The sequence below is a fragment of the Limnobacter sp. 130 genome, from assembly GCF_902506325.1.
Taxonomy (GTDB): domain Bacteria; phylum Pseudomonadota; class Gammaproteobacteria; order Burkholderiales; family Burkholderiaceae_B; genus Limnobacter.
Genome location: NZ_LR732328.1, coordinates 1,077,114 through 1,092,786, shown reverse-complemented (window position 1 = coordinate 1,092,786; position 15,673 = coordinate 1,077,114). Strand labels below are relative to the sequence as shown.

Here is a 15,673-nt window from a genome sequence, read left to right as displayed (position 1 = left end):
ACACGATGAATGCACCTGCTTCACCCGAAATTGGATTGAGTATCGAGGCCAATGGCCTTCACACGAATTATCACGATCAAGGCCAGGGCACGAACCTGATGTTGATTCATGGTTCTGGACCCGGCGTGTCGGCTTGGGCGAACTGGCGCTTGGTGATACCCGGTTTTGCAAAACAATTCCGCGTAGTGGCCCCAGACATGGTGGGCTTCGGTTTCACTGAGCGCCGCCAAGGCTACCAATACAACCTGGACAGCTGGGTGGCCCACGCTGTGGGCGTGATGGACGCATTGAACATTGAGCAAACAGACCTGATAGGTAACTCTTTTGGTGGTGCGGTTGCACTGGCATTGGCCATTCGCCACCCCGAGCGTGTGCGCAAACTGGTGCTGATGGGCAGTGTGGGCGTGCCATTCCCCATCACTGAAGGGTTGGATGCAGTGTGGGGTTATCAGCCTTCGTTTGAAAACATGCGCCGCATCATGGACTACTTTGCCTATGACCGCAGCCTGGTCAATGACGAGCTGGCCCAACTGCGTTATCAGGCCAGCGTTCGCCCCGGCTTTCAGGAGAGTTTCTCAGCCATGTTTCCCGCACCCCGCCAACGCTGGGTAGACGCCATGGCCAGCCATGAAACCGACATTCGTGCATTGAAGAAAAGCACCTTGATTGTGCATGGCCGAGATGACCAGGTGATCCCCTTGAGCACCTCGCTGTGCCTGCACGAAATGATTGTGGATTCGCAACTGCATGTGTATGGCAAGTGCGGCCACTGGACCCAGATTGAACACGCCGCGCGCTTTGAGCGTTTGGTGACCGACTTCCTGCAAGAGGCATAAAGCAAATGGACGCAACTCAAATTCGCGATTTGGGCGATGAACTTTACAACGCACTGACGCAACGCCACACCATTGCACCGCTGACCAGCCGTGGTTTCGATATCACGATTGAAGATGCGTACCACATTCAGCAACGCATGATTGCGCGGCGCCTGGACAATGGCGAGCATGTGATTGGTAAAAAAATTGGTGTCACTAGCGCAGCAGTGATGAACATGCTCAATGTGCACCAACCTGACTTTGGCTATTTGCTCAACGGCATGGTTTACAACGAGGGCGAGGCCATTGAAGCGGCCAGCCTGATTCAACCACGTGCCGAAGGCGAAATTGCTTTTTTGATGAAGCGCGACCTGATGGGACCCGGTGTAACGGCTGCGGATGTGCTGGCTGCAACCGAAGGCGTGATGGCCTGCTTCGAGATTGTGGACTCGCGCATTGCCGACTGGAAAATCAAGATTCAGGACACCGTGGCGGACAACGCCTCGTGTGGCGCCATTGTGTTGGGCGATCGTGTGGTCGACCCCCGCAAAGTAGACCTGTTTACCTGCGGCATGGTGTTGCAAAAGAATGGTGACATTGTGGGCACTGGTGCAGGCGCCGCTGCATTGGGTCACCCCGTCAATGCCATCGTGTGGCTGACCAACACACTGGGCCGTTTGGGCATTGGCCTGAAGACTGGCGAAATCATTCTGTCAGGTTCACTGGCAGCACTTATTCCCGTGAAGGCAGGCGATTCGCTGCAGATGTCGATTGGCGGGATTGGCAACTGCTCTGTTCGCTTCGCTTAAGTTACAAGGCAAAAGGAATTCGATCATGAAAAAAATCAAATGCGCATTGATTGGTCCCGGCAATATCGGCACTGATCTCTTGATGAAACTGAAACGCAGCAGAGTGCTGGAGCCGGTGTGGATGGTGGGCATTGACCCTGAATCCGATGGCTTGAAACGTGCGCGTGAAATGGGCATTAAAACCACCTCAGAAGGTGTGGATGGTTTACTGCCCCACGTTGAAGCCGACGGTGTGCAAATTGCATTCGATGCGACCAGTGCGTATGTGCATGCCGAGAACAGCCGCAAGCTGAATGAGCTGGGTGTGTTGATGATCGACTTGACGCCTGCGGCTGTTGGGCCTTTCTGCGTGCCCCCGGTGAATTTGAAAGAACACTTGGGCAAGCGTGAAATGAATGTGAACATGGTGACGTGCGGTGGCCAAGCCACCATTCCCATGGTGTATGCCGTGTCGCGCGTTCAGCCCGTGAGTTACGGTGAAATTGTGGCCACGGTGTCATCAAAATCCGTTGGTCCCGGTACCCGCAAAAACATTGATGAATTTACACGCACCACAGCCGGTGCTGTGGAAAAAGTGGGCGGTGCAAAAAAGGGCAAAGCCATCATCATCATCAACCCGGCCGAACCACCTTTGATCATGCGCGACACCGTGCATTGTCTGGTCGAAGGCACGCCCGATCAGGAAGCAATTACCAAGTCGGTTCAGGACATGATCAAGGAGGTGCAGAAGTATGTGCCTGGCTACACGCTGGTCAATGGCCCGGTGTTTGATGGAAACCGTGTTTCGGTGTTCATGCAGGTGGAAGGCCTGGGGGATTACCTGCCCAAGTACGCCGGCAACCTGGACATTATGACCGCTGCAGCGGCCCGCACTGCCGAGATGTTTGCCGAAGAAATTCTCAGCGGCAAGCTGACCCTTGAACCCACCGTGAGCGCCTAAGGAGAACCCCCATGAACTTGAAAGGAATTGAAATCAAAGTGCATGACATGACGCTTCGCGATGGCATGCACCCCAAGCGCCATTTGATGAGCTTGGAACAAATGCTGAGTATTTCCAAAGGTTTGGATGAAGCGGGTGTGCCACTGATTGAAGTAACCCATGGCGATGGCTTGGGTGGTTCATCGGTGAACTACGGCTTTCCTGCCCACAGTGATGAAGAATATTTGAGCACCGTGATTCCTGCGATGAAGCAGGCCAAGGTGTCAGCCTTGTTGTTGCCCGGCATTGGCACGGTGGACCATTTGAAAATGGCGAAAGATTTGGGCGTGCACACCATACGTGTTGCCACGCACTGTACCGAAGCCGATGTGAGTGAACAGCACATTACCCATGCCCGCAAACTGGATATGGACACGGTGGGTTTTTTGATGATGGCCCACATGGCCAGCGCCGAGAAGTTGATCGAGCAGGCCAGGTTGATGGAAGGCTATGGTGCGAATTGTATTTATGTGACGGATTCCGCAGGCTACATGTTGCCTGATGAGGTGTACGCAAAAATCAGCGCGGTGCGCAACGCACTAAAGCCTGAAACTGAAATTGGTTTTCATGGCCACCACAATTTGTCGATGGGTGTGTCCAACTCGATTGAGGCCATTCGTGGCGGTGCTCGCCGCATTGATGCAGCCGCCGCAGGTTTGGGCGCTGGCGCTGGCAACACCCCCATGGAAGTACTGGTAGCGGTGTGCGAGCGCATGGGCATCCAAACCGGTGTGGACGTATTCAAGATTTCCGATGTGGCCGAAGACCTGGTGGTGCCCATCATGGACCACCCCATTCGAATTGATCGCGACTCCATGACCCTGGGTTATGCCGGTGTGTATTCCAGCTTCCTGTTGTTCGCCAAACGCGCCGAGAAAAAGTACGGCATCAGCGCCCGTGAAATTCTGGTGGAGCTGGGCCGACGCGGCATGGTGGGTGGCCAGGAAGACATGATTGAAGACACCGCCATCACCATGGCCCGTGCAAGGAGCGCCGCATGAAACTGGACAAGAAAACAATTTCTGCACTGGCCGAGCATTTGGAAAGTGCCGAACTGAATGCACGCGATGTGGTGAAGATTACTGATGATCACCCCGACATGGACTGGGATGATGCCTATGCCATTCAGGATGAAATTCGTGCCCGCAAAGAACGCCGCGGTGTGCGCATTGTGGGTTTGAAAGCAGGTTTGACTTCGCACTCGAAGATGAAACAGATGGGTGTGGACACGCCGGTGTTTGGTTTTTTGGCCGATTACTTCAGCGTGCCTGAAGGGTCAGCCGTGAAAGTGAACGAGCTGATTCACCCCAAGGTTGAACCTGAAATTGCATTCGTGACCAAGGCTGATTTGCGCGGCCCGGGTTGCAACATTGCCACTGTGTTGGCGGCCACTGATTTTGTGATGCCCGCCATTGAAGTGATTGACTCGCGTTACCGCGATTTCAAATTCGATTTGAAAAGTGTGATTGCCGACAACACGTCTGCTTCACGTTTTGTAGTGGGCGGCACCATGAAACCAGTCGATGGGATGGACCTCAAAACCACCGGCATTGTGCTGGAAAAAAATGGTGTGCCTGTGGCTTTTGGCGCAGGCGCCGCCGTGGTGGGGCACCCTGCTGCAGCCATTGCCATGTTGGCCAACGAGCTGGCAAAGCGCGATCAGTTTGTGCCCGCAGGTTCGCTGATTTTGTCGGGTGGCATTACCGAGGCTGTTGCCGTGGAATCCGGCGATAACGTGACCTTGCATGTGCAGGGCCTGGGCCAGGTTGGCCTGCGTTTTGAGTAAGGGAGCAAACCATGCCATTTGCACAAATCAATTTGATTGAAGGCCGCACGGAAGACCAAAAACGCGCGGTGATTGAGAAGGTAACCCAGGCCCTTGTAGAGGCGGTGGGTGCACCCGTTGAAACAGTTCGGGTCCAGATCATTGAAGTGCCCAGCACCAACTGGGGAATTGCAGGCGTGTCGGCAAAAGACCGGGGACGCTAATTAAAAGCCGCACATAAAAACCAGGCGGCTTTCATTTGCCAAACAGAGAAGGCAGGAGACATTGTGAATATTCAGTATTCAGGGGCGCCTTTGCGCCTGAAAAAATCAACACTTGGCTTGGCACTGCTTGCAGTTACAGGTGCAGCGCTATTGAATGCCTGCGCCGAAAGTGCAGAGCAGGTCTCGGTTGATACCGTGCAGCAAGTCACCAAAACAGTTGAGCGTTACGAGGTCATTCAAACCCTGAGTGCTCAAGGCAGAACAGTGCTGGGTGGTACGCAAACAGGCGTGGTGACTGTGTCAACAGACGGGGGTAGTTCGTGGCTCCGCCAGCGGGTATCCAGCACGGCATCTTTCATTGATTCTGCATTCTGCCAGGATGGCAGTGCAGCCATGCTGGATGTTTACAACACCGTGTGGACATCCTCTGGTGATTTCAAAGACTGGTTACCCAGCAAGTTCGACAAACCTTCCAGCCCGGTTGCCATTGAATGCCACAGCAGTGGTCTGTGGGTTGTTGGCTCAGGCTCTAATTTGATCAATTCCACCGATCAGGGCAAAACCTGGCGCGTGGTCAGCTTTGACGAAGATGCGCAGTTCACCGCACTGGCTTTCACCAGCGACACAACCGGCATTGCCTTTGGCGAGTTCGGCATGTTGACCTTCACCAATGATGGCGGGCAAACCTGGCAACGTGGCGAACCGATTGCAGGTGACTTTTACACCTACGACGCTTTATTTACCAGTGCTGAAACAGGCTATGCAAGCGGGCTCGCTGGGCAAGTGTTGAAAACCACGGATAGTGGCATCAGCTGGGTTCGTATGGACAATACGACCGAGGCACCTTTGTACCGCCTGTTCATGCATGCCGGTGCTCCGCATGGTGTGGGTGCCAACGGTACGCTCGCCCGCCTTGAGGGCGATCAGTGGGTGCGCGTTGCTTACGACAGCCCGGTGTTGTCTTTCCTGGGTGCTGCGGTATCGGGTAGCCAATCTATTGTGGTGGGTGGCCCTGGTGGCTTGCTTCGCACCCTTCAAAGTTCCAATTTAAGTCAGGCGGACCCATCATGATCAAGTCATTCGCCGATCGTATGATCGCTCAAATTATTCGCGCTGAAGAGTGGTTGTTCGCGAATCCGAAAATTGTGCTCAGTATGATCATGCTGGTCACCGTGGGATTTGCTGCCGCCATTCCACAGCTCAAGGTGTATTCCGATTTCTCGGACCTGCTGCCACAAAACCACCCTTACATCAAAACCTACAACCAGCTGAAAGAAAATTTTGGTGGGGCCAATATGGTGGTGATGGCCGTGGAGGTGAAAGAGGGCACGATTTTCAACAACGACACATTGAAGTTGATTGAAAAAGCCACGCAAGGTGTGGACAACCTGCCCAGTGTGAATCACAACCTGGTGAGCAGCCTGACCCATCGTTCTTCTCGAAAAATTTACCTGGATGAAACGGGTGCCTTCCTGTCAGACACCTTCTACGACAGTAATAACGGCGAGCTGAGTGAAGCACAGTTAAAGCAGTTGCAAAAGGATGTGACTGCAAACCCTACGATTTACGGTTTGCTCGTGTCGCCAGACATGAAAGCCGCCTTGATCAAGGCGCAGTTGAACGAAGGCGACATTGATTACGAAAAAACATTCGGTGCGCTGATTCAATTGCGCGCTGAATTGACTGATGAAAAACACAACATTTACACCACTGGCAACCCGGTGTTGACAGGCTGGGTGTACACCTACCTTGATCAACTTGTGGCCATTATGGCTTACACGCTAGCTTTGCTCACCTTGTTGTTGATCGTGTACTTCCGCCGTTTCTATGGTGTTGCTTTGCCGCTGTTGGGCATTGCCTTGTCATCCATTTGGGGCTTGGGTTTCATGGCCATGGTGGGCATCAACCTTGAGCCTCTGTCATTGCCGATTCCTTTTCTGATTGCGGCGCGTGCCACCTCGCACGGTGTGCAGCTGGTGGTGCGTTATTACGAAGAACTGGCGATTGTAAAGAATGGCAAGAAGGCTGCGCGCAATGCGTTGGAGGCCTTGTTCCGCCCCGGTTCGCTGGCCATTATTGTGGACGCATTGGGTATTGCTGTATTGGTGTTGGGCGCTGCTCCATTCAATTACAAGTTGGGTATTGCAGCCGGTTTTTGGGGTTTCTCGGTAATCTTCACTGTGCACTTCATGGTGCCGCTGGCACTGACTGTGTTGCCACAGCCCAAGAATACCAAGAACGAAAATCAGGGGATTCGCGACGCACTGGGCGGCATCACCAGCAAAACCGTCGCGCGTTTTAATGGCGCACTCACGGTATTGGTTGCCACGGTGGCTCTGTCAGCTGTGGGGTTTTATTACGTGAAAGATGTGCAGATGGGTGAATCGGAACCCGGTTCGCCAATTCTGAACCGCGACCATGATTACAACCTGGGCACCAAAGCAATCAATGATCTGTTCCCAGGTTCTGAGGAATTGCATGTGCTGGCGCGTACGGCAGAGAAGGGCGGTATCAAGCGCCCTGAGGTGATGGCCGCCATTGAAAAGTTTCAGGCACATATGTTGAGTGACCCTGAGCTGGGTGGCACCAAGGCGATTCCCGGTGTAGTGCGTGTGGTAAACAGATTGCTGCACAACGACGATCCCCGTTGGGCACAGTTGCCCGACAACGAATCGGAGGTGGGTGGCTTGATGTTCGCCTACCAGGTGTCCAGCCCGATTCCTGGTGCGCTGAAAGAGTTTGTAACACCCGATGAAAACGAAGCCAACATGGTCTTTTATTACAAAGACCACAAGGCCAGCACCATTAACCGAGTGGTGGCTTTGGCTGAAGAAGGTAAGCGCATTGCCGAAGCTGAAGTACCCGGCCTGACCATTGAATTGGGTGGCGGCATCATCGGTGTAACAGCTGCGGCCAATCAGGCTTTGCACACCGATCACATGATCATTATTCCTGCAGTCATGTTGATGGCCTTCACTTTGGTGATGCTGTATTACCGCTCGGTGCATGCGGGTTGGTTGATGATCATGCCCATGTTGTTCGCCACCTTGATGACGTATGCCTACATGGGTGCATTCGGTATCGGTATCAGCGTGAACACCGTGCCTGTCATCGCAGTGGGTGTCGGCGTGGGCATCGACTACGCCGTGTATTTCATGGACCGCATTCGTGAAGAAATGCACACCGTCAAGAACATCAAGCAAGCCGTGATCAATGCGGTGGCCTCCACTGGATATGCCGTCAGTTTCACGGCCGCCACTTTGATTGCCGGTGTGGTGTTGTGGATTTTCATGTCCGATCTCCGATTCCAGTCGGATGCAGCCGTGTTGCTAAGTTTCATGCTGATTGTGAATGCCATTGCCGCCATGTTGATTGTGCCGGCGTGGTGTGTGGTGTTCAAACCGAAGTTTGTAATGGGTGAAGTGCTGGGAGATAAAGCACAAGCCCCTGATTTGAAACTGGCGAAAGCCGCCTGAAAAATTATCAAGCAGTACAACAGCAACAAAGGAGAAGGGGCAACATGAAAAAGATGAGACATAAACCCGTGCTGCATTCAGCGGTGTTGGCAGCTGCCTTGCTTGGTGCACTACCAGGCATTGCAGAGGCCGCAACGTTTGAAGGCGAGGATTACGAAGTCGATTTATTCTATGAAAACCACACCGCATTTCGAGGAAAAGACAACACCGATCAAACTGTTGGTATTGCGAAATTTCGTAACACGCTGATCGCTGAGGGGGAACGCACTGGAAAGAACGGCTGGCGTTTCAATGGCATTTTTCGCGGTACATATGACGGTGTTTACCACCTTAATCCAGATCAGTTTGGTAAAACTGCGGGTGGTCCAATCATGTTGGAGAGTACTGCGATTGGCGGATCAGTTCCCCAAGGAGGAGGCCTCGGTTTCACTGCTGTGAACGGCGCTTTTGGTTTACCAAACAACCAGTTTGTTGACAATTACCCCAATAATCCAAACGAAGGCCTGCGTGTCAGTGGCGACCGCTGGCACGGTACCAATGGCGGTGCGGCATTCGGTGTGCCTGTTCGTCCTTGCGATGTTGATCCCCGTGGTTGCGTCGACTTTGGCGGTTACGGTGATTTGACCTTCAACGAACTGGCTGCACCTGAATTTAACAGTCGCCTTGATTTTATTCGAGAGGCGTATGCCACCAATACCTTTGCACTGAAGGATGGCACTGATCTGTTTGTTAAAGTCGGTAAACAGCAAGTAGTGTGGGGTCGAACAGATTTATTCCGTGTACTGGATGTAATCAACCCGGTTGATTTTTCACGCAACAATATCTACGACGAGCTGGAAGATATTCGTATTCCAATGTGGATTGCTCAGGCTGAGTGGCGCCTGGGTCCTTCGGAGACCATGCAAGACCGTAACCTACAAGTGGTGTGGAACTTCGATCAGTTTCGCCCCAATAACCTTGGTCAGTGTGGTCAACCCAACGTAATTCTGGATGCTGGTTGTTTGTTCCGTGGTTTGAAAAATTTGTGGGACAACGGTGGTACGGTGGCTAACTTCGCATCCAATGGTACTGGTCAACACTTCGCAACCAACTTTGGTCCCAATCAGATTGGTATTCGAAATGTTGAGTTACCAGACTGGAAACTGGACAACACACAGCTTGGTTTGAAATATGAGGGCATTACCCAGGAAGGTTTGAGCTTCTCGGTGAATGCATTAACCTACCGTTCTCAGTTGCCGTCGCTTCGGGGTATTCAAACTGGCGCTGTGAACCCTTTCACAGGCACACCTCAAACCACTTCGAATACTCACCTAATCGCGTTTGATTTCGTATACCCACGGGTTAACCTGATTGGTGGCTCACTCGACTTCCAGCTGGAGTCAGCCGGAGCTGCTGTTCGCGTTGAAGCCGCAATGACAGAAGGCGAAGAATTTGCCAATACGCTGCGTCCCCAGTTGTATTCGGAGAACAATGTATTCCGAGCCGTGGTGGGCGTGGATCGTCCAACATTCATCGACTGGATCAACCCACGTCGTACTACTCTGATTTCCGGTCAGTTATTCTTGCAGCACATTCTCGACCATGAAGTAGAGCAAAAGCCGCTTGGTCTTGCCGGTATGCCTGATTGGGAAACCAATGCAATTGGTACGCTTCTGATCAAAGCTTTCCTAGCCAATGATCGAGTCAGCCCTACACTGATAATGGCGCACGACGTACGAGCCAAAGCCACTGCGATTGCGCCTTCGGTGGAATGGCTGGTGACTGACAACTTGAAGTTAGTATTCGGTGCAAATTTTAAGGTGGCAGACAATTCCAAGTACCAATTCGACGACTGTCGTTCTTGTAACCCGTATGCGCCATTTACCCAATACGCAGGTGATGGGCAAGGTGCAGCACCAGGCTCATTTGGTTTGGGTGGATTCGAACCCTTGGGTCGATTCCGCGCTGGACCAATTGGGGCTGCATTTAAAGAAGACGATCTGTTTGTTCAGATGCGTTACAACTTTTAATCATACAAAAACATAAGACACAACCTTCAAAGGAGAAGAAAGTGAAACCACGCTACCTCGCATTGGCGCTCTCGATTTTAGGAATGACAGGTACGGCATATGCTGCAACAGAAGCCGATTTGCAACGTTCGTTTTTTCCGTACAAAGACGGTGTTCCGAAATTCAACGGGCTTAATCCTGGGAGCGTGGTCTCCAAGGCAAACGTCGAACAATTCAAAGATGTGCTTGATCCCGGTATGTATATGGTGCTCAAGAATGGTTGGTACGACATTAAGGTTGGTGGAACCACCAGTTTTGATGTGGATAAGTATTATGTTGAAGCGAGCCGCAAGAATTTGGGTAAAACGAAGTTGGGTGCCAATAATGGCGACCTGACCGGGTTTGCTGGCGGCCGTCCTTTTTTGGAGGAACCGGACCTAAAGGATCCACGTGCAGGCGAAAAACTGGCGTGGAATTACAAATATGGTATTAACTGGGGTGATGGCGCGGCTATTTATCCCTTCTATTGGAAATTCAGAAACCTGGAAACCGGCCAGTTGGAGCGTACGATCAAGTACAACTTCCATTTTTTGAATTTGAAGCATCGTGTGCAGCATGCACCGACACCTGAAATTTCTCCTAACCCGTCCAATTTGTTTCGGGCCATTTATGTGAAAGTGCTCGAACCGCAAGACTTAAAAGACACTCAGTTGCTGATTCAACGTTATGACGATGATCAGAAGCTGGACGAGGCTAACCTGTACCTCGGTTTTCAGCGTCGTGTACGCCGCTTGGCCACTGGCCAAACCACAGATTCGTTCCTGGGCTCTGACCTGATGATCGAAGATTTCGAGGGGTACAACGGTCGTGTTTCAGATATGACCTGGACCTTCAAAGGTACTAAAAATATCTTGATGCCTTTCTACAATCACAATGAAATGAAGCTCACAGATGAATTCAAGGAATCTGACGGGTTCAAGTTCATTAATTTTGGCGGTCAGGGCCAGTGTTTTCCCGACATTACCTGGCAGCTACGTAAGGTACATGTTCTCGAGGCCAAGCCTGTAAGCTCGTCTCACCCGATTGGCAAACGTGTCATGCATGTGGATGCTCAAACCTTTGCCGTGTCGAGAACTCTGGTGTACGACCGCAAGAATGAGTTATGGAAAAGCTGGACAATTGGCAAGAGCCATCCTGATCATCATCATCCCATCAACAAGGGTACAGGTATTGCCATTGACGATAGTTTCAGCATGGTGGATGTGCAAAGTAAACACTGCACCACAGGTCAGTTCAAGGGCTTGGTAGATCCCAAACTGACTCCTCCAGAAATGATGCGTGTTCAGTACATGCGTGGAGGCAATTAATCACCCCAGTGCTATCCAGATTCCGGTAACGTCTCCCGGATAGACACCTCCACCCGGAGGTTTACAACCCCTGCTTCAGCAGGGGTTTTTTTAAGCCTTGATATAATTGAAGCTGTGATAAGCAACGGATATAAAAAAACCCTGACCTATTTGAATGGTCAGGGTAAAAGCGGATACAAACTTTGGTGTAACTCTTAACCTTAGTTTGTACCCCCTCGCATTTGCTGCACTGTAAATAGTCTTGGGTCGGGTTGTTTCACTTCCCCTCGGATCAAACCCACGGTGCAGTGCTTACTTTGCACGTCGACCATGCTGAACGAATCAAATAGGGGAACACCGGTACCCTTATTGACAGGGAGGTGTTGATCGGGGTGGCTCAAGCCGATTGTCCATATTTTCCACAATTCACCCTTACGGTCGTAAATGTTGGTCTGTGGAATTGTGAATGTTTGTGCGTCGATATAAAACACTCGCTTACTTACCGGATGATTGTCTTTCACGGGCGAACCCTCAACTACGTAAACCTTCCGGGGTTGCCATGTGACATCCACAAAACAGTTACCCTGCCCAGTGGAGGCTACGTATTTGTATCCGTCCGACTCCTTGCCTTCTTCAGCCAGAGGTAACTCATTGTGGTTGTACATAGGCAGCAGGATCGTGGTTGTCTCCTTATACTTCCAGTGGGTGTCTGAAACCCGTGCATTGTAGCCCTCGAAATCTTCGATCATCAGGTCTGTACCTAGGAAGGGATCGGTTGTTTGCCCTGTGGCCAGTCGGCGAACTCGACGCTGAAAACCTAAGTATAGGTAGGCATCATCCAGTTTTTTGTCATCGAGGTAGCGTTGAATCAGCAGCTGTGTGTCCTTGACGTCTTGAGGTTCTGATACCTTGATATAGAAGCTTCGAAAGAGTTCTGACGGGTTGGGCAGCATCTCGCCAATTGGTTCCTGGCGAACTCGGAACTTGTGTTTCTGCACGTTGTAGCTAAATTTGATTACACGTTCCAGTTTGCCATCATTCATGTTTCGGAACTGGTAGAAGAATGGATCGTATTTGCTGCCGTCACCTGCGCCAAAGTTATATTTAAAGTTCCAAGCCAGTTTCTCGCCAGCACGTGGATCGTTCGACTTTGGTTCTTCCGGAAAGGGCAGGCCACCTGCATAGCCTTCAATGTCGCCCAGTTTCGCTCCTAGCTTTGTTTTGTTCAGATTTTTCTTTGTTTCTGCAATATAGCTTGCGTGTGGTAGAAAGTTGCTGTGTTTTCCAACTTTAATTTCGTACCAGCCATTTTTGATAGCGAATGCATTACCCTTGTCGATATACTTTTCAAACTGGGCTAGGTTTGCTTTGTTGATGACTGTACCGGGTGTAAGCATTTGTATGCTTGGGGCCCCATTCTTGTAGGGATTGAACGCCTGATCTACATCAGCCTCGGTTGCTGCATGACTTACAAAAGTTGTTCCCATTAATGTGATGGCAATCGCGATTTTTCTTTGCTTCATTTCATCTCCTCCTTGGTGATATTGGTCTAGTTGTTCAGTGCTGCCTTTAGTTTTTCATTGACCAGTTTGAAAGCTGATCCACTCTTATTGATCACGCCCTTCATCCAGAAAAAGCCATGAACCATGCCGGGAAACATGTAATAGTTCACACCCACGCCAGCTTTGCGAAGTGCAGAGGCATAGGCCTCTCCCTCGTCAGTCAGTGGATCGTATTCGGCAGTGATGATGGTGGTCGAGGGTAGGTCTTTCAAGTTGGCCTTCAGCGGAGTCATGTAGGGGTGCTGTACTTCCTCACCTGGGTTGTTCAGGTAATGCCCAGCAAACCAGCCCAATGCCGCACTGGTCAGCAGGTATCCCTCGCTATATTTAGTTTTTGAGGGGTAATCGCCTGCCGGGTCAACGAGTGGATACACCAGAGCTTGATGTTTCAGTGCAGGTCCATGGTGGTCGCGAGCCATGTGTGCTACTGCAGTGGCGATGTTGCCTCCCGCACTGTCGCCCATCACAGCTATTCGGGATTGATCTACATTCAAATCAAAAGCGTTGTCATATACCCAGAGCAAAGCGGCATAGGCATCCTCGTGTGCAGTTGGAAACTTGTGTTCAGGCGCTTTCCTGTATCCCACCGAGACCACCGCTGCTCCTGTGTCTTTTGCAATACATCGAGCGACCTTGTCGACCACATCGAGATCACCGAAGACAAATCCGCCGCCATGGTAATAAACGACGACTGGAAGGTTGTTGGCCGCGGTGGGGTAGTAGACACGTACTGGAATCTGACCATTGTTGACGATGATTGAATAATCCTTAGTCCGATGTATTTCCTCGACAGGACCTTCCATTTCAATGAATACGGCTGCAACTGCACGGCATTCGTCGACGCTCATCTGTTCAAAGCTTTTAACACCTTGAGCAACCATGTTCGCGAGCAGTTGCTCGACCTGTGGATCGACTGGCATTGGTATCTCCTTTTCTTGTGGTCAGTTGTTAAGCGAGAATGCAACCTGTGTAGCCATTTGCGGCTTCTTGTTCACAGCGTTGGGAGTAGCCTTGAAATCCGCCCAAATAAAGCAGAATGACGCGAGGTTTTCCAGGAACATTGGCGCCGACATACCAAGAGTTCGCCTTTGGGAACAAAGTCTGGTTACCGACTTCGGTCACATGTGTGCTCCATTCGTCTTCAGACTCCACCTTGGCTTCAATCGTTAGGCTTCCTTTGGAACGGACATCGTCAATTGCGCGTGATATCCAGTTCACGTGATATTCATTGCCGAGTACCATGTTGAAAAGTACCGAGGGACTTCCCGGGCCGGTGGTCATGAACATATTTGGAAAGCCAGCAATCATGATTCCTAGGTAAGTACGAGGACCGTCTTTCCACTTATTCTTCAACACTTCACCATTACGGCCTGTGATCTCAATATTGTTCAGCGTGCCAGTCAGGGCATCGAATCCAGTCGCCGTAATCAGCACATCCAGTTCGTGAAACTCACTAGTGGTTTGCAAGCCAAGCGGTGTGAATTTTACAAATGGTGTTGCGTTGACATCCACCAGCTTCACGTGTGGAAGGTTGTAGGTTTCGTAATAATTGGTATCTGCGCAAAGGCGCTTTGCACCAAACGGATAACCCCTTGGTATTAGTATTTCAGCTAGTTTTGGGTCGTTGATTTTCTGACGGATCTTATTGCGAACAAATTCCGCAACCAGTTTGTTGGACTCTTCGTTCATCAGCAGGTCAGGAAATGACGAATAAAAGCTGATCCCACCAAAATTCCAGCGAGCTTCAAATTCTTTCAGGCGTTCTTCTTCGCTGACCTCTAATGCACTTTCTGTTCGGGGGGGCAAGCGAACAATGCCAATTTGAGATTTCCATTCGTTCTGGCGCAACTGTTTATAGTCCTTTTTTAATTTCTGACGCTCTTCGTCACTCAATTCATAGTTCCAGGCAGGAATACTGAAGTTAGGGGTACGCTGAAAAACGGTCAGGTGTTTCGCCTGTTTGGCGATAATTGGGATAGCTTGAATTGCCGTAGAGCCAGTACCGATGATGCCAACGCGTTTACCTGCAAAGTCATAGCCCTTTTCTGGCCAGTAGGCGGTGTGCAGTTGATCGCCTTTGAAGTTGTCAAGGCCCTCAATATCCAGCTTCTTGGGAGTGGACAGAGACCCTGTCGCCATGATGACGAACTGGCAGTTCACCTTATCGCCAGTGTTGGTCGTAATATCCCAGCGAGAAGTGGATTCATCGAATTTAGTGCTGACAACACGAGTTTCCAGTTGGATATTTTTTCTCAGATCGAATTTGTCGGCCACATGATTCATGTATGCAAGAATTTCAGGCTGTGTTGCGTAGCGCGCCGACCAATTCCATTCCTGTTGAAGTTCGTCTGAGAACGAGTAAGAGTACTCGATACTTTCGATGTCACAACGCGCTCCCGGGTACCTGTTCCAGTACCAAGTGCCGCCGATACCTGCTCCAGCCTCGTATACCTGTACGGAATAACCTTTGTTGCGCAGTGTGTGCAGGGCATACAAGCCCGCGAAACCTGCACCTACCACTACTACATCCACTTTGCGTTCATAACCTGTGTTCATTTGGTCTCCTCCAATTTGTTTGAGTTTCTTGAGCCATGTCCGGACTCTTGATGTTTTCGCCAAATTAAAGGTTGGCGAGGTGGCTTGTCCCCGTTCAAAAGGATGGTTTTTTATCCTGAAGGCTAGGTTGAAAAGTGTTAGTGGCTAGGTGTT

13 protein-coding genes are annotated in these 15,673 nt (G+C 50.9%); 10 read left to right on the top strand and 3 right to left on the bottom strand.

Translation table 11 applies throughout. The features are described from left to right. The first annotated feature begins 5 nt into the window (after positions 1-5). The 10 genes from FRIGORI9N_RS05160 to FRIGORI9N_RS05115 all read left to right on the top strand — a co-directional run bounded on the left by FRIGORI9N_RS05160 (position 6) and on the right by FRIGORI9N_RS05115 (position 11,423). Positions 6-836 (top strand): alpha/beta fold hydrolase, encoded by an 831-nt coding sequence (locus tag FRIGORI9N_RS05160; protein WP_159568773.1) that lies wholly within the window; start codon positions 6-8, stop codon positions 834-836. 5 nt (positions 837-841) lie between these two features. Then, positions 842-1,624: a 2-oxopent-4-enoate hydratase gene (gene dmpE / locus FRIGORI9N_RS05155; RefSeq protein WP_159568772.1), complete on the top strand. Its 783-nt coding sequence runs from the start codon at positions 842-844 to the stop codon at positions 1,622-1,624. 22 nt (positions 1,625-1,646) lie between these two features. After that, positions 1,647-2,564 carry an acetaldehyde dehydrogenase (acetylating) gene (locus FRIGORI9N_RS05150; RefSeq protein ID WP_159569662.1) on the top strand — a complete coding sequence of 306 codons (918 nt, stop codon included), beginning with the start codon at positions 1,647-1,649 and terminating at the stop codon, positions 2,562-2,564. A gap of 11 nt (positions 2,565-2,575) precedes the next feature. Then, positions 2,576-3,604, top strand: a complete 1,029-nt coding sequence (dmpG, locus tag FRIGORI9N_RS05145; protein ID WP_159568771.1) for a 4-hydroxy-2-oxovalerate aldolase — start codon at positions 2,576-2,578, stop codon at positions 3,602-3,604. Next, positions 3,601-4,389, top strand: coding sequence for a 2-oxo-3-hexenedioate decarboxylase (dmpH, locus tag FRIGORI9N_RS05140; RefSeq protein ID WP_159568770.1), 789 nt, complete (start codon positions 3,601-3,603; stop codon positions 4,387-4,389). The genes dmpG and dmpH overlap by 4 nt, the downstream gene beginning before the upstream one ends. An 11-nt stretch (positions 4,390-4,400) precedes the next feature. Continuing rightward, complete coding sequence (locus FRIGORI9N_RS05135; RefSeq protein WP_159568769.1) at positions 4,401-4,592, top strand: 2-hydroxymuconate tautomerase; 192 nt, start codon at positions 4,401-4,403, stop codon at positions 4,590-4,592. Between the two features lie 63 nt (positions 4,593-4,655). After that, positions 4,656-5,663 (top strand): YCF48-related protein, encoded by a 1,008-nt coding sequence (locus FRIGORI9N_RS05130; protein WP_159568768.1) that lies wholly within the window; start codon positions 4,656-4,658, stop codon positions 5,661-5,663. Further along, a complete protein-coding gene (locus tag FRIGORI9N_RS05125) occupies positions 5,660-8,068 on the top strand; it encodes an RND family transporter (RefSeq protein WP_159568767.1) in 2,409 nt (802 codons plus the stop codon). Before FRIGORI9N_RS05130 ends, FRIGORI9N_RS05125 begins: the two co-directional genes overlap by 4 nt. A gap of 44 nt (positions 8,069-8,112) precedes the next feature. Beyond that, positions 8,113-10,077: a DUF1302 family protein gene (locus tag FRIGORI9N_RS05120; protein WP_159568766.1), complete on the top strand. Its 1,965-nt coding sequence runs from the start codon at positions 8,113-8,115 to the stop codon at positions 10,075-10,077. 41 nt (positions 10,078-10,118) lie between these two features. Continuing rightward, a complete protein-coding gene (locus tag FRIGORI9N_RS05115) occupies positions 10,119-11,423 on the top strand; it encodes a DUF1329 domain-containing protein (protein WP_236550803.1) in 1,305 nt (434 codons plus the stop codon). A 200-nt stretch (positions 11,424-11,623) separates the two neighbouring features. Here FRIGORI9N_RS05115 and FRIGORI9N_RS05110 read toward each other — a convergent pair whose 3' ends face one another. From FRIGORI9N_RS05110 to FRIGORI9N_RS05100, 3 genes are read right to left on the bottom strand one after another with little or no spacing between them, the layout of a single operon-like run. Next, entirely contained in the window at positions 11,624-12,925 is a 1,302-nt protein-coding gene (locus tag FRIGORI9N_RS05110) for a DUF1329 domain-containing protein (protein WP_159568765.1), read from the bottom strand. 26 nt (positions 12,926-12,951) lie between these two features. Further along, the gene (locus FRIGORI9N_RS05105) at positions 12,952-13,884 is read right to left on the bottom strand and encodes an alpha/beta hydrolase (protein WP_159568764.1); all 933 of its coding nucleotides are present in this window, start codon (positions 13,882-13,884) and stop codon (positions 12,952-12,954) included. Positions 13,885-13,912: 28 nt separating this feature from the next. Then, positions 13,913-15,520, bottom strand: a complete 1,608-nt coding sequence (locus FRIGORI9N_RS05100) for an NAD(P)/FAD-dependent oxidoreductase (RefSeq protein ID WP_159568763.1) — start codon at positions 15,518-15,520, stop codon at positions 13,913-13,915. Positions 15,521-15,673 lie beyond the last annotated feature (153 nt).

Excerpts from the sequence above, each read along its gene's own strand:
- FRIGORI9N_RS05105 (WP_159568764.1), bottom strand. The coding sequence starts at position 13,884 with ATGCCAGTCGATCCACAGGTCGAGCAACTGCTCGCGAACATGGTTGCT.
- FRIGORI9N_RS05125 (WP_159568767.1), top strand. The coding sequence starts at position 5,660 with ATGATCAAGTCATTCGCCGATCGTATGATCGCTCAAATTATTCGCGCT.
- FRIGORI9N_RS05110 (WP_159568765.1), bottom strand. The coding sequence starts at position 12,925 with ATGAAGCAAAGAAAAATCGCGATTGCCATCACATTAATGGGAACAACT.
- FRIGORI9N_RS05135 (WP_159568769.1), top strand. The coding sequence starts at position 4,401 with ATGCCATTTGCACAAATCAATTTGATTGAAGGCCGCACGGAAGACCAA.
- dmpG (WP_159568771.1), top strand. The coding sequence starts at position 2,576 with ATGAACTTGAAAGGAATTGAAATCAAAGTGCATGACATGACGCTTCGC.
- FRIGORI9N_RS05100 (WP_159568763.1), bottom strand. The coding sequence starts at position 15,520 with ATGAACACAGGTTATGAACGCAAAGTGGATGTAGTAGTGGTAGGTGCA.
- FRIGORI9N_RS05160 (WP_159568773.1), top strand. The coding sequence starts at position 6 with ATGAATGCACCTGCTTCACCCGAAATTGGATTGAGTATCGAGGCCAAT.
- FRIGORI9N_RS05120 (WP_159568766.1), top strand. The coding sequence starts at position 8,113 with ATGAAAAAGATGAGACATAAACCCGTGCTGCATTCAGCGGTGTTGGCA.
- dmpH (WP_159568770.1), top strand. The coding sequence starts at position 3,601 with ATGAAACTGGACAAGAAAACAATTTCTGCACTGGCCGAGCATTTGGAA.
- dmpE (WP_159568772.1), top strand. The coding sequence starts at position 842 with ATGGACGCAACTCAAATTCGCGATTTGGGCGATGAACTTTACAACGCA.